The sequence below is a fragment of the Acinetobacter sp. 24-47-66 genome, assembly GCF_056779755.1.
The window spans coordinates 27,260-41,993 of record NZ_JBWYIL010000004.1 but is presented as its reverse complement, the minus strand read 5'-3'; the positions used below and the strand labels follow the sequence as shown (position 1 = coordinate 41,993).

Genomic DNA, 14,734 nt, shown 5'->3' with positions numbered 1-14,734 from the left:
TTCCAAGATGACTTGACAGCGCAAAAACACCGTTTTGAGCATGATCTGAAATTTTAAGCACACTTTAGCAACAAGTTCTCAGCATCAAGTTCCCAAAAAATAATTTTGCGGCGAAAAATGCTTAAAAATAGTTAAGTTTGTAACTAATTCAACAATGATTAATTTCTATTGAGTTGGCGAATTTGATAATTTTTTTGAGTCATTATTGTCATATTTTACGATTTTGCATTATTAAAATTACAGTATGATCAAATAAGTAGCTTTTTAAATGATGGATAAATTATGCAAGTACGCAATGATTGGACGCGTGAAGAAATACAAAAACTCTATGAACAACCCTTCATGGACTTAGTTTTCGAAGCACAACGCGTGCATCGTCAATACTTTGATGCAAATACCATTCAGGTCAGCACATTACTATCGATCAAAACGGGTAAATGTCCTGAAGATTGTAAATACTGTTCTCAATCTGCACGTTATGATTCTAAACTTGAAGCCGAAAAAAGAATTGCTGTTGAAAAAGTAATTCATGAAGCCAAAGAAGCTCTCGCTTCTGGATCATCTCGTTTTTGTATGGGTGCTGCATGGCGAAATCCTCATGAACGCGATATGCCTTATGTACTTGAAATGGTACGTGAGGTAAAGGCCCTAGGACTTGAAACTTGTATGACCTTAGGGATGCTCAATCAATCTCAAGCGGAACGTTTAAAAGAAGCAGGTTTAGATTATTACAATCACAATTTAGATACCTCTCGTGAGTACTATCCAAATGTGATTACCACACGCACTTATGATGATCGTTTAAATACTTTAGACTTTGTACGCCAAGCAGGCATGAAAGTGTGTAGCGGTGGAATTGTTGGCTTAGGTGAAGATACTCAAGATCGTATTGGTCTATTACATGAACTTGCGACCTTAGCTATTCATCCAGAATCGGTACCAATCAACATGCTTGTACCGATCGAAGGCACACCCTTAGCAGATGTTGAAAAACTCGATGTGACTGAATGGATTCGCACTATTGCCGTAGCGCGCATTATCATGCCAAAAAGTTATATAAGACTTTCAGCGGGTCGTGAATCTCTTTCTGATTCTGATCAAGCTTTAGCGTTTATGGCAGGTGCTAACTCTTTGTTCTCAGGTGAAAAGCTTTTAACGACACCTAATGCTGGTGAAGGCAAAGATAAGCAGTTATTCGATAAGTTAGGTCTAAAAGCAGAAAAAGCGAAGCCGACTGTATCAGAGCTGACTATAGATGCAATGGCAAGTTAATTTCAAAGCTTCGCTTAATTAAAAACCGAAGCTTTGCTTCGGTTTTTTATGATGTGATCAATATGCCATAACTGGCATTAAGATACTGTCCCGGCTTAATTTCATCTGTTCCATTGGCATGGTGTACCGTTATTTTTTGACTAAATGCATCAAACTCAAACCGATCATAACTATCTTGGTGGTACATCAACCAATAAATCGTATCTATGACATGATCATCACAAATATAAGTATTCGATTTAAAATCTTTAATCATTTAATTTAAATCCTTTTTTCAATCACAATATTATTATATCTCAATTCATTTTATTGAATATCATTTTCTTTATTTAAGATAATATCTAAATTTCCTTTAATCCAATATATTATATTTACATATCACAATAAATCGATTTCCACACATTTTATAAGCGCTATTATTTTATTTTAATTTTGAATAAAGACTGATTATTATGAGTATTATTGATTTAAAACCTCAAACTGCATTGCAACACCGCCCCAGCGCACTGACCACACAAATTAATGCTGTATGGGGACAAGGACCTTCTTCACGTTATGAAAGCCTCGCCTCGTTATTCAGACCTACATTTGAAAAAATCAAAGCTTCGCGATCAGAACGCGAAAAAAAAACGAATTTTAGCTTTTGAACAGATTCACTGGTTAAAAGACATCGGTTTTACGAAACTTCGCTTACCCAGTTCGCAAGGGGGATTTGATGCAACTATTCCAGAATTATTTAATCTATTAATCGAACTTGCCGAAGCTGATGCAAATTTACCTCAGGCACTTCGCGTACATTTTGGCTTTGTGGAAGATTTACTGCTCAGCCGCGACCCACAGTTTAAATCTATATGGCTTCCTAGAGTAGCTCAAGGTCAAATTATTGGAAGCGCATGGTCTGAAGGTGGAAATGAGTCCATTCATGAATTTAAAACGAGACTTTCCAAAGATGCTGAGGGACGCACGATATTGAATGGACAAAAATTTTATACCACAGGAAGCTTGTATGCAGACTGGATTGATGTGGGTATTACTGATTTGTATGGAGAATCAGCCAGCATTCTAATCCCTCGACATGCCGAAGGTGTTGAGATTGTGGATGACTGGAATGGTTTTGGTCAAATTCTTACAACAAGTGGTACTACTAAGTTCAATCATGTTGTTGTGAATCAACAAGATGTCATCGGAGACCAACAGCGCTTTAAATATTCAGCAGCATTCTATCAACTGATTCAATTGGCAATTATTTCAGGGCTTACAAGAGCAGCAAGCTATGAAGTATCAGCTGAAGTTTATAAACGTGAAAGAAATTATACACATGCCAATGCTTCCTACGTCCGTAATGATGCTCAAATCCTACAAGTGGTGGGTCAAATTCGTGGTGTCGCCTACACCACTGCAGCAATTATTGAAAAAAATGCACAGGCGATACAACGTGCTTTTGAAGCTGGGTTGAATGATAATGAACAACTCGAAGCAGATCAAAATGCCATAGCAGAATTAGAGGTTGCTCAATCTCAAACCATTATCACTACACTTGCATTAAATTCTTCGACCATCATTTTTGATGCTCTAGGAGCATCAGCCACTGATAAAAACTTAGCTTTAGATCGTTTCTGGCGAAATATTCGTACGCTCGCATCTCACAACCCAAGAATTTATAAAGATCGAATTGTCGGAGACTTTAGCGTAAATGGTGCATTACCCCCTTATCAATGGCGTATCGGTAAAGTTGATGAATCAGGGCTTCTGCAAACAGATAAGGCTTCTTAAGCTCGCTTTAAATCGTTAAGACACTATTCTTTAGTGTCTTTTTTTAGTGTTTTTTAAAGTGATCTATCTAAATCGCTTAGGCTATTAGAGCTCTCATTTACGAAGCTAGTAAAAAGGTCCTTAACAGGACCTTCTTAGCAGCATCATCGAAATTACATCAATTAAGCCACTTGAGCTTTCAAGTGTTTCGCCAAAGGACTATTACCAATTTGCCATACAAATGGCAATTCAGTTTGATTCACGACAAAAGCCCCCACCACTTTCTCCTTATAAATAATCGGATTATGTGAGGATACGACACGTGCATTACGCCAGAAACGATCTAACTGCTTCGATGAAGCGCTGGCTGAAGCGCCCAAACTATTGAATAGTTTAGTTGTTAAATCAAGTACAAGATCTGAAATGACTACCTGCCCTTGAGCAGATTCTAGTTCTGCAATTTGGTTAATCTCATGATCTTTTTCAGATGAAGCATTAAAGTGACTTAAATATGCATCATCCAGTGCTGCAGCTGTTTTTAAAGTAATGGCTTGACTTGCAAATGCTTGGGAAGATGCCTTACCAATCACTTGTAGAATCTGAGCATCATCACGGACAAGATCAGCATTCCCGTGGCTAAAGATTCGAGTACGCTTACGCACTTCCTCACTAAAGGTTTCCACCGCAGAAAATGCGATGCCGGTCAGTGTTGCTAGATGTACAACTTGATAAAAAGCTGTTTGATATTTAAAACGCTGATCAAAAGGATAAATATGATCTCGTTCAATCGACACTTGGTTGATTTTTAGCGTCCCGCTTCCAGTGGTTTTTTGACCAAATCCATCCCAATCATCATGTACTTTAATTCCATTAGCTTTAGTTGAGACCGCTGCAATCACATGCTGATCAGTGGTCTCATCATAGGCAAAAAGATCAATCCAATCGGCAAAAATAGTACCTGTAGAATAGAACTTTTCTCCTGAAACTTCATATTCGCCTTGTTGATTTTGTTTCACTCGGGTAATGACGTCGCCTATCTCAACATTACCGACTTCTGTCCAAGCGTTTCCTGCGATTTCACCATTTACAAATCGCTTAAACCAAAACGCTTGTGATTGATCTTTATGCGCCACTAAACGGTCTTCGACAAATGCAAAATGTCCACGTAAAGCTTGCACAATATTTGAATCCGCTGTCGCCAACTCGATTAAGATTTGGAAAAGTTGCTGTTGGGTAAAACCTGCACCGCCATATTTTTTTGGCACACGTAATGCACCAAAACCTGCATCGTTTAACCATTTAATTTGTTCATGAGGCAAATCACGATCGGTTTCTCGCTTAACAGCCCCTTCTGCAATCTGCTTAAAAATCGGTCGAAACTTTGCTGCAACCTCTTCATAGTTGGCACCAAGTGAAAGTTCTTCATTCTGATTTAATATAGTCATAATAAATTTCTCCTTAGCTCCATGGATGACGTGGTGGTGGGACATCATTTAGAAAATAATTTCCTACAATGTTGTATTTCCAACGCACGGGATCATGCAAAGTGTGTGTTCTGGCATTGCGCCAATAACGATCTAAATTTAATTCTGATAAGGTCGAACGCGTGCCAGAAAGCTCAAATAATTTATTCGCTGCTAAAATCGCAATGTCAGTCGTTAAGACTTTTGCTTCAGCCACGAGCAATGTTGCTTCATTAATATGATCTTCGGTCGGTTCAGCAAGTGCTAAATCAATCGCTAATCCAGCCAAATCCAAAACAGCTTCAGCAGCACGCAGCTTAATTTTCAATTCACCAATATTCGAAATGGTATATGGATCTGAACTTGCTTTATCTAAACCTGAATCAATCCATGGACGTGCAAAGTTACGAACGTAATGAATCGTTTCTTGAATCGCACCACGTGCAATCCCAGCATCTACAGCAGCTTGAATAAATTGAGAAATTGCTCCAGCTGCTGTCGGTCTTACAAAAGCTTGATAAATGGGAACGATAAATTTTGCATCCACTTTAACGTTGTTTAATTCGACTGATCCACTGACCGTTGTACGCTGACCAAACCCGCTCCAATCATTGGTAATTTTTACACCTTCTGTCCCTTGTGGCACGATTGCAGCAAATGGTTTTCCTTCAGCATCAATCGCAACAACCGGAATGCGGTGTGCCAGTAAAGCTCCTGTCGCAAAGAATTTTTGACCATTCACAATCCCATTACCAAAAGCATCAAATTCTATTTTTGTGGTGAGATCGGCAACCGTCTTAGACCCTTTTTCTGAGAAAGCATTCCCCAAACGCTCTCCACCCAGTACGGCTTTAAAAAAGAATTGTTTTTGTTCTTCGGTGGCATCTAAACGGATATGCTCGAGAAACACCCAATGATTTTGTGCGATTTGACCTAGTGATGGATCAGCGCTAGAAATGGTTTTTACAACTTCAGCGAGAGTCTTGTAACTCACTCCTGAACCTCCATATTGCTTTGGAATGTTAATTGCCCAAAGTCCTGATTGAGAATACTTGTTTATTTCACTCAAAGGTAAACGGCGTTCATGATCACGAATGGAGGCTTCCTTTGCAAAATCTTCAGCGAGCTGTTGTGCGATTTGAATCGCTTCTTGATCTGTCTTAATCACATGCGCTGGCTGATGAATTTGGTAGAATTCTTTTGAAATTTCAGCTTCATGCAATTTTATATCTATTTGTGCGGTCATTTTATTCTCTTCAAAAAAATTGAATAAAATTAAATTAGCACTAATTATTTTAATTTTTTATACGATTATTTTATTTACTAATCTGATTTCAAACATAATCAACTCATTTATTTTTTTATTATGTATATTGCAGTTTTTCTCATTAAATAATAAGTATGATATTTCATATAATGAGAATATAAACATTTAATTATTTTATATTTTCATTATGACTAAACATATACGATTTAATGCTTTTGAAATGAATTGCATTGCACATCAGTCCCCAGGCTTATGGCGTCATCCGCTCGATCGCTCTACAGAATATAAAGATTTGGAATATTGGACTGATTTAGCAAAAATATTAGAAAAAGGTATTTTTGACGGTATTTTTCTTGCAGATGTTTTGGGTATTTATGATGTGTATCATCAATCGGCTCAACATGCTTTAAATGGTGCTGTTCAAGTTCCTGTGAATGATCCAATTCAGATTGTTCCAGCAATGGCAGCAGTCACCCAACATTTAGGCTTTGGTGTAACCACCTCTATTTCATTCGAACATCCTTATCCCTTCGCACGACGTATGAGCACATTGGATCATCTCACCAAAGGTCGTGCGGGTTGGAATATTGTGACTTCATATTTAGAAAGCGGATCTAAAAACTTAGGTTTAAAAACCCAAGTGAGTCACGACAATCGTTATGATATTGCAGATGAGTATCTGGAAGTTTTATATAAACTTTGGGAAGGTTCTTGGGAAAATGATGCGGTACGACGTGACAAAGCCGCTGGTATTTTTGCGGATCACACCAAAGTTCATCCAATCCAACATGAAGGTAAATATTTTAGCGTGCCAGGTATTCATATCTGTGAACCTTCTCCGCAACGCACACCTGTTTTATACCAAGCAGGTGCATCAAAGCGTGGACAAAAATTTGCCAGTCAAAATGCAGAATGCGTATTTATATCTGCACCAACGAAAGTTGCTGTAAAAAAGTTAGCACAAGGAATTCGCCATAATCTTATTGAAGAAGGTAAAGATCCAAACGCTGTTTTAATCTATACGATGCTTGCGATTGTGGTCGATGAAACTGATGAAAAAGCACAGGCTAAATTTGCAGAGTATCAATCTTACGGTAGTTATGATGGTGGATTAACACTCGCTTCAGGGTGGTCTGGTGTAGATTTTTCACAATTCAAAGCTACAGACCAGGTTGAATATATTCATACCAATGCCATTCAGTCTATGTTGCAATCTTACGTAGAAGCAGATCCAGATAAAGTTTGGACCATTGAAGAAATTGCAAAATGGACCAGTGTAGGTGGAAACGGCCCCGTGATTGTCGGCTCACCAAGCACAGTAGCCGATCGTCTTCAAGAATGGGTGGATGAAACTGGCATTGATGGATTCAATTTGGCTTATATTTTGGCACATCAATCTTTTGAAGACGTGGTCGAATACGTCGTTCCTGAGTTACAACGTCGCGGTGTTTACCCTACAGAATATACCAAGGGGACACTGAGAGAAAAGTTGTTTGGTCATGGACCATTACTTCCAGATGATCATCGTGGTGCTCAATACCGTAAGTCTTCAACGAATGGGCTGCACACTTCAACCCAAACCGCAACACTTGAATCTGTGTAGATCAATTTAAATTCTCTATATGTAAAAAAGCGCTTTTCGGGGCTTTTTTTAATGCTGATGTTCTAGTTCATGGTGATATGCATCATCTTCTATCTGCAAGGTCATTTCATTAATATGGTGATCATGACTTAACATTTCAAAAGCTTGTTGATGTAAACGTTTAGGATCGACATTCGGTGCAACCAAATGAACTGTGAGCATGACTTTTTTGGATGTGATCGCCCAAACTTTTAATTGGTGAATGTCCTTAACTCCTTCAAGCGATAATAAATCTGTACGGAGCTTTTCAATATCAATCTCATCAGGCACACCTTCAAGTAGGATATTTACACTTTGCTTGGCGAGAATCCAAGCACGTGGTAAGACCCAAAATCCGATCAGGACTGCGATAATCGTGTCAATAAGTACCCAGCCTGTAAAATAAATAATCACAGCACCGATGATCACACCTACAGAACCAAGTGCATCACTTAATACTTCTAGATATGCACCTTTGACATTGAGGCTATCTTTACTACTCGAAAAAAGAATCTTCATCGAAATTAAATTAATGATTAAGCCAATGACGGCGACTATCATCATTCCAACACTCTGAATTTCAGGAGGATTACTTAATCGATGAATCGCTTCTATCAAAATATAAATTGCAACGATAAATAACATCACCGCATTAAATAGAGCTGCCAAAATTTCAAACCGTTGATATCCAAAAGTTCTCTTGTTATCTGCAGGTTTTTGACCAATCTTAATTGCAACCAACGCGATGGCTAAAGCGGCAGCATCAGTAAACATATGTGCAGCATCAGACAATAAAGCTAAACTTTGGGTAATGAATGCTGCAACGACCTCAACAATTAGAAAGGTCGTGGTTAAAGCGAGTGCAAAAGTCAGTTTCTTTGCGTTGCCTTTACTGACTTCCACATGACTGTGATCATGATTATGCGAACTACCCATTTTATACTCCTCATCAGAAACCTCACTTAAAATAAAGTGAGGATCTGATTCATATACATAATGCTATTGTTTAATTTTTTGTTCTGCTTTTGCTTGATTCATCCACCTATACAATACAGGTAAAAGTAGTAGCGTCAGTATTGTGGACGAAATTATTCCACCGATAACCACTGTCGCAAGCGGTCGCTGTACTTCAGCACCCGTACCCGTAGCGAGGGCCATTGGAACAAATCCTAAAGACGCCACAAAAGCAGTCATCAGCACAGGACGTAATCGCAACACTGCACCTTGCCAAATGGCATCTTTTAAACTGTATTCACTTCTTAGCTCCTTAATAAAGGTCAACATAACCAGTCCATTCAGAACAGCGACACCTGATAAAGCGATAAAACCAATACCGGCAGACATTGAGATAGGAATATCACGTAACCATAAAAATAAGACTCCACCCGTGAGAGCAAAGGGTACGCCCGTGAAGACCAATAAACTTTCTCTGATATTTTTGAATACAGCCATCAGCAGGATAAAAATCGTAATCAAAGCCAATGGAATCACGATAGTCATTCTAGCTTTGGCAGATGCCAAATTCTCAAACTGTCCACCATACTCAATCCAATAGCCACTCGGTAATGCATATGTCGTGAGGCTAGATTGCAACTCTTGGACAAATGAACCCAGATCTCGCCCTTCAACATTTGCCGTCACAATAATCCTACGCTTGCCATTTTCACGACTCACCTGATTCATACCATCAATATTTGAAACTGTAGCCACATCTGCCAGTCTTACTGTCCCACCATTGGGGAGTTGTATGGGTAATTGTGCAATCCCCATGACTGTTCGATCTTGATCAGTAAGTCGAATAACAAAATCAAAACGGCGGTCGCCTTGTAGAATTTCACCGACTTGTTGACCGCCGATACTTGAGGCAACTAAATTTTGTATTTCACGAACCGAAAGACCATATTGCGCTGCTAAAGAACGATTTACGTCTATATTTAATAAGGGTAAACCTGAAGTCTGTTCTACTTTGACTGCGGTACTGCCACTGATTTTTTGCACAATCTTGGCAATTTTGGCAGCTTCATCGTTTAACACCTGCATATCATCGCCAAAAATTTTTATACCTATGTCACTGCGCACCCCGGAAATGAGCTCATTAAAACGCAGTTCAATGGGTTGAGAAAATTCACTATTGTTGCCAGGCAAAGTCTCCAAAAAAGTTTCAATACGTGACCTTAAATCATCTAAGCTTTCTTTGGGATTCGGCCACTCTTGGCGAGGTTTCAACATGATGAATCCATCTGAAATATTGGGTGGCATCACATCTGTGGCCACTTCAGCAGTACCCGTTCGTGCGAAAACATTTTTAATTTCTGGAAAATTTTGAAGCAAAAGTTTCTCAGTTATTTCCTGCATTCTTAATGATTCTTCTAAGCTGGTACTGGGTGAACGCATTTGTTGAATAGCAAAATCACCTTCGCTTAATTGCGGTGCGAATTCACTTCCTAGACGTGTCGCCAAAAACCCTGTTAAAACCAAAATACTAACTGCGAGCGTTAACATGACCGTTCGATATAAATAAGTCATATCTAATGCTTTTAGATATTTTTTCTTTAACCATAACATCCATCTACTTTCAGTTTCTTTGACTTCACCTGTTACAAATAAAGCCACTGCAGCAGGAACAAAAGTAATGGATAAAATGATCGCAGCAATAAGAGCTAATACTACGGTGAGTGCCATAGGGTGAAACATTTTTGCTTCAACACCACTTAATGCAAATATGGGCAAGTACACCACTAAAATAATCGTTTGACCAAAAATTAAAGGACGGCGCGCTTGACGAGCAGCAAGGAATACTTCTTTGAATCGCTCTGAACGTGTTAAAGGTCGTCTTAACTGTTCTTGGGCATGAGCTAATCGGCGAATACAGTTTTCGACAATTACCACCGCGCCATCTACAATAATTCCGAAATCTAGCGCACCTAAACTCATAAGGTTGGCACTAATTTTCTGCTGTGCCATACCTGATAATGTAAATAACATCGAAAGTGGAATCACGCATGCTGTAATTAAAGCTGCTCGAATATTTCCCAAGAAAATGAATAAAATCACAATCACCAAAATTGCACCTTCGACTAAGTTCTTTTGAACTGTCTTAATGGCTTTCTCGACTAAGGTGGTACGATCGTAAACAGTTTCAATTTTTACGCCTTCGGGCAGTGTGGTTTGAATTTCTTGAATTTTTTGATCAACCGCTTGTGCAACACTACGGCTGTTTTCACCCATCATCATCATGGCGATGCCGAGTACGGTTTCTTCTCCATTATTGGTCGCACCACCTGTTCTAAGATCATGTCCAATCGACACTGAAGCAATATCTGAAACACGGACAGGATTTCCATTCAAGGTAACCACCGTTGTATTTTCAATATCCTGTATCGTATTCAGTGTTCCAGGAACTCGTACTGTCAGTTGTTGACCTCCATCTTCAATAAATCCTGCTCCACGATTTTCATTGTTCTCAGTGAGAACCTGTTGAAGTTGCGTCAAACTGACTTGTAATTGCTGCATACGATTCAAGTGTGGCGAAACAACATAAGTTTTATTGAATCCTCCAATACTATTCACCTCTGCAACACCTTTTACGCGTTGCAATTGTGGACGCACAATCCAATCTTGAATTTCGCGTAAATCCATTGCTGTGTATGAAGCACCATCAGGCTTTTTAGCCTTTGGGTCTGCTTTTAATACCCATTGATAAATTTCACCCAGTCCCGTAGATACTGGAGACATGGTAGGTGCGATATCATCAGGTAATTCGGATTGAACCTCTTGCACACGCTGATTGATTTGTTGACGTGCCCAGTAAATATCTGTGCCATCTTTAAAAACAATGGTGACCTGAGATAAACCATACCTAGAAATCGAACGAGTTAATTCAAGATCTGGTATCCCTGCCATGGCATTTTCAATTGGATACGTAATGCGTTGCTCAACTTCGAGCGCAGTAAATCCATTGGCTTGGGTATTAATTTGAACCTGTGTATTGGTAATGTCTGGAACTGCATCAATTGGCAATTTTTGATAACTATAAATTCCAACAGCAATCCAAGCACAGGCAAACAGCATGATCCAAATCGCATGTTGAATTGAAAACTGAATAATTCGCTCAAATAGCCCTTCAGCCTTCGGCATGTCATGATTAGTGCCCATGGTCAGCTTCTCCTTTTTCTAACTCCGATTTCAGTAAGAAGCTGCCTTGATTGACATATTTTTGCCCCGTTTGAAGACCAGACTTAATTTCTGCCCATTGACCATCTGAAGACATTTCACCTACTTCAATGGGTTGCGCTTTAAAGTGGAGTTTTCCATTTTTTTGTTCTGTAACAATAAATACTGCTGATTTACCTTCGATTTTTTGCACTGCATTTTTTGCAATGCGTAATACATTCGATGCATCGGGACTATGAAGTTCAACATTTACCATCAAATTTGGTCTTAACTCACTTGCCTTTCCTTGAACTTTAGCGCGAACAATCAAGCGGCCAGTCTGCGCATCTGCTTGCGGCGTTAACGATTGCACAAGAGCTGTATAAGTCTGACCTGACTGTAAAGATTTGAATTGAATATTTTGTTGTGCACCAATTTGATTACTCGCATCTGCAGGTAGCACAAATTCGAGCCATAAATCTTTTAATTGTTCGATGATGAAAATCTGATCTGCAAGTTGCACATTTTCACCCACCACAATGTCTTTTTGGCTGATCACGCCCGAGATAGGCGAACGAATGGTAAAACGACCATTAGAACCTGCTGAAGCTCCCAAAGCTTGTAAACGTGCATTGGCACTTTGCACTGTGATTTGTGCTTGACGATATGCATTTTCAGCACGTTGCAAATCCTGTTTTGCGGAGATCCCCTGCGACCACATCCGTTGTTCACGTTGCAAATCTTGGCGTGCCAAATCTAAATTGGATTGCGCCATTCTCAAATTCGCTTGTTGGTCAATGAGCTCTGGGACACTTAATACTGCAAGTACTTGACCTTTAGTTACTTCTTGTCCCAGTGCTACATTCACTTGTTCAACATGACCAGCAAAATTAGGGGAAATATGCGCTTGTTGATCTGTATTTACCATCAATTTTGCAGGCAAGTTTGTGTATCGCGGAATTGCACCTAATTGAGCTGATTCTATTTTTATACTATGTTCGACTAGCTGTTTAGATGTGAGTTCAATCTCACCTTCTTCTGCATGATCAGCTTCTGCGCCATTCGACGTTTCAGCTTGCTCTTCACTCTCAACAATTGCTGTTTTCTTATTATCTTTGAAAAAAATCCAAATCCCGATAACTACCGTCACCCCAATAATCAAGGCGATGAGGAATGCTTGGTTTATTTTTCCTTGTTGTATAGATCTCATTTTATTCTGCCCCTATATTGATGAAATTTTCTGACTGTGACACAGCCTCTTTGAGTAATTGGGTATAGGCATCCGAACGACTAATTTGTTCATAACTGGTACCAATACTTAATGCCTCAGCAGCAAGTGCGGTTTGCCATGCCTCTCTTAAGAGCTGAATTTGACTGAGCCGAATATTTTGTAATTGTGTCGTTGCTTGTTGCACCTCAGTGATTGAAAGTTTTCCATTTTTAAAACCGAGCAAAGAGCGCGTCTGTACTTTTTCAGACAAGTCTTTTTGTCTCAGTACAGCGTCATACTGCTGTTTTAAGCCACGCACCTGATGAAATAAGTTTGCAATCTCTAAAATTTGTTGTTTGAGTTCTCTTTGTTGTTGACGCTCAAGTAGAGATTGCTGGCGTTGAGCAAGCGGAATTTCGTATTGCTGACGATTAAAAATATTGAACGGAATATCGACACCCACAGATAAACTAGTATCGTTTGTCTCATTGGGCGCTTTTGTTCGCGTCATCCCTACATTCAAGTTTGGATTTGGTTTTGCTTTTACTTTAAGCTGCTCAATTCGTTGATTAGCCTGCACAACATTGAGTGCATAAAGCTTTTCTAAATAACCTGCAGAAATATAATTTTGAACATTCTGTTCAACTTGGTCAGGCCAATAAATCCGATTTGAATCAACCTTCACCTCTGCTTCAGTTTCTCCCCAGAGATTAGAAAGATTACGTTTTGCAATTTCTTTATTTAAAATGGCTTGCTGATAATTGCGTTCATTTTCTGCCGCTTCAATCTGCGCTCGTTCATACTCAACCAAGGCTATGCTTCCTGCCTGATATCGTTTTTTAGCGCTGTCTAAAGTTTCACGACTGACTTGCAGTTGAGACTTTTGAATTTGTGCTTCAGATTGCGAAATTAAAAACTGTGACCAAGCATACTTCACGATTAATTGGCTTTGTGCTTCCCACAACTTTTCTTGCAATTCATTTTGTTGCCCAGCCAAACGCGCTATATTTTTTTGAATCCGTCTTTGACCAAAAATGTCGATCGGCTGACTAATACCAAGACTCAATTCTTGATCTTGACTCGAACCAAAACCATCTCGAGAGAGATTGATAGTCGGGTTTTGCCAAAGTCCACTTTGCTTGACTGCAAGTTCTGACATTTGTTGTCGTTGCTGCCAAATCTGTTCTGATTGTTGATATTGAGACACTTGAACGAGTGCTTGTTCAAGCGAATTGACTGTCATTGCTTGAGCATTTGCACCCAAACTAAGCGAACCTAAAACCAGCCATAATCGAATAGAATGTTTTAATTTAAAAGACATGTGAATTTCCCACTAATTTAAAAACAAGTGGTGGGAAATTTTTAGGCTACCCCACCAATAGCGGGGTTAATTCAGGAGGCGGAGGGATTTTACCTAAATGAGGCGATTGATAGGCATTAATCCAAAGAAAGTGATTTTGGTAAATCTTTTCGATGTGTTGTGATGAAGGCAAATTCTCGTTTACAGCAAGAATAAACTGAGACATTGACGGCAGATGATCTTGATGATCCAAAACATCGATTTGCGCTTTTTCTTCTAGCGTCACGCTTTGATCATCACCAAGCACGAAGCCTTTTTCAATTTGGGACTTCGGACTTTTATTTGAAAGATCGGCTTGGCAAAGTACAGGTTGATGATGACCAAAGTGAAAACTTTGTGTCGATGTTGAGTCGCTTTCATGAACACAAAAAGCCGCCGCCACATTCCAAAGGCTTTGGAACATGAACATACATGCTAAGAATGTCACAAATTTAGCCGATCTCATTTAAGCAGGCTCTCATCTTTTCTATCTGCATTTAAAACGTGATAGTGATCACCATCAAGTGAAGAGTTGTAATTCTCCATCATATTTTGATGATCGAAACCTTGATCTTGAAAGAATGTACATAAGAAAAATGAATGAAAACTTAAAAATTTAGCGCTTTTAAAGCACGCTTCGAAAATGGCATCGATTTTG

Annotated in this window: 10 protein-coding genes and 1 pseudogene; 3 read left to right on the top strand and 8 right to left on the bottom strand. The window is 39.2% G+C overall.

All coding sequences use genetic code 11. The annotated features are described in order from the left end of the window. The first annotated feature begins 282 nt into the window (after positions 1-282). Positions 283-1,272 (top strand): biotin synthase BioB, encoded by a 990-nt coding sequence (bioB, locus tag AC1M84_RS05325; RefSeq protein WP_180027754.1) that lies wholly within the window; start codon positions 283-285, stop codon positions 1,270-1,272. 46 nt (positions 1,273-1,318) lie between these two features. On the opposite strand, the gene AC1M84_RS05320 is transcribed toward bioB, so the two are convergent. Continuing rightward, positions 1,319-1,528, bottom strand: coding sequence for a hypothetical protein (locus AC1M84_RS05320; RefSeq protein WP_481594576.1), 210 nt, complete (start codon positions 1,526-1,528; stop codon positions 1,319-1,321). Between the two features lie 196 nt (positions 1,529-1,724). Here AC1M84_RS05320 and AC1M84_RS05315 point away from each other — a divergent pair. Then, positions 1,725-3,045, top strand: a pseudogene (locus AC1M84_RS05315) (acyl-CoA dehydrogenase family protein). A gap of 161 nt (positions 3,046-3,206) precedes the next feature. Here the strand turns inward: AC1M84_RS05315 and AC1M84_RS05310 are convergent. After that, complete coding sequence (locus AC1M84_RS05310) at positions 3,207-4,469, bottom strand: acyl-CoA dehydrogenase family protein (protein WP_481594575.1); 1,263 nt, start codon at positions 4,467-4,469, stop codon at positions 3,207-3,209. A 13-nt stretch (positions 4,470-4,482) separates the two neighbouring features. Continuing rightward, complete coding sequence (locus tag AC1M84_RS05305) at positions 4,483-5,733, bottom strand: SfnB family sulfur acquisition oxidoreductase (protein WP_481594574.1); 1,251 nt, start codon at positions 5,731-5,733, stop codon at positions 4,483-4,485. 208 nt (positions 5,734-5,941) lie between these two features. Here AC1M84_RS05305 and AC1M84_RS05300 point away from each other — a divergent pair, with 208 nt between their 5' ends. After that, a complete protein-coding gene (locus AC1M84_RS05300; protein WP_092766409.1) occupies positions 5,942-7,357 on the top strand; it encodes an LLM class flavin-dependent oxidoreductase in 1,416 nt (471 codons plus the stop codon). A 48-nt stretch (positions 7,358-7,405) separates the two neighbouring features. On the opposite strand, the gene AC1M84_RS05295 is transcribed toward AC1M84_RS05300, so the two are convergent. The 5 genes from AC1M84_RS05295 to AC1M84_RS05275 all read right to left on the bottom strand — a co-directional run bounded on the left by AC1M84_RS05295 (position 7,406) and on the right by AC1M84_RS05275 (position 14,542). Further along, positions 7,406-8,311, bottom strand: a complete 906-nt coding sequence (locus AC1M84_RS05295; protein WP_481594573.1) for a cation diffusion facilitator family transporter — start codon at positions 8,309-8,311, stop codon at positions 7,406-7,408. 63 nt (positions 8,312-8,374) lie between these two features. After that, positions 8,375-11,530, bottom strand: a complete 3,156-nt coding sequence (locus AC1M84_RS05290) for an efflux RND transporter permease subunit (RefSeq protein ID WP_481594572.1) — start codon at positions 11,528-11,530, stop codon at positions 8,375-8,377. After that, positions 11,520-12,737 carry an efflux RND transporter periplasmic adaptor subunit gene (locus AC1M84_RS05285; RefSeq protein WP_481594571.1) on the bottom strand — a complete coding sequence of 406 codons (1,218 nt, stop codon included), beginning with the start codon at positions 12,735-12,737 and terminating at the stop codon, positions 11,520-11,522. The genes AC1M84_RS05290 and AC1M84_RS05285 overlap by 11 nt, the downstream gene beginning before the upstream one ends. A 1-nt stretch (position 12,738) precedes the next feature. Next, positions 12,739-14,058 carry a TolC family protein gene (locus AC1M84_RS05280; RefSeq protein WP_481594570.1) on the bottom strand — a complete coding sequence of 440 codons (1,320 nt, stop codon included), beginning with the start codon at positions 14,056-14,058 and terminating at the stop codon, positions 12,739-12,741. A gap of 46 nt (positions 14,059-14,104) precedes the next feature. Next, positions 14,105-14,542, bottom strand: a complete 438-nt coding sequence (locus AC1M84_RS05275; protein WP_481587099.1) for a cation efflux protein, CzcI-like — start codon at positions 14,540-14,542, stop codon at positions 14,105-14,107. Between the last annotated feature and the right edge of the window lie 192 nt (positions 14,543-14,734).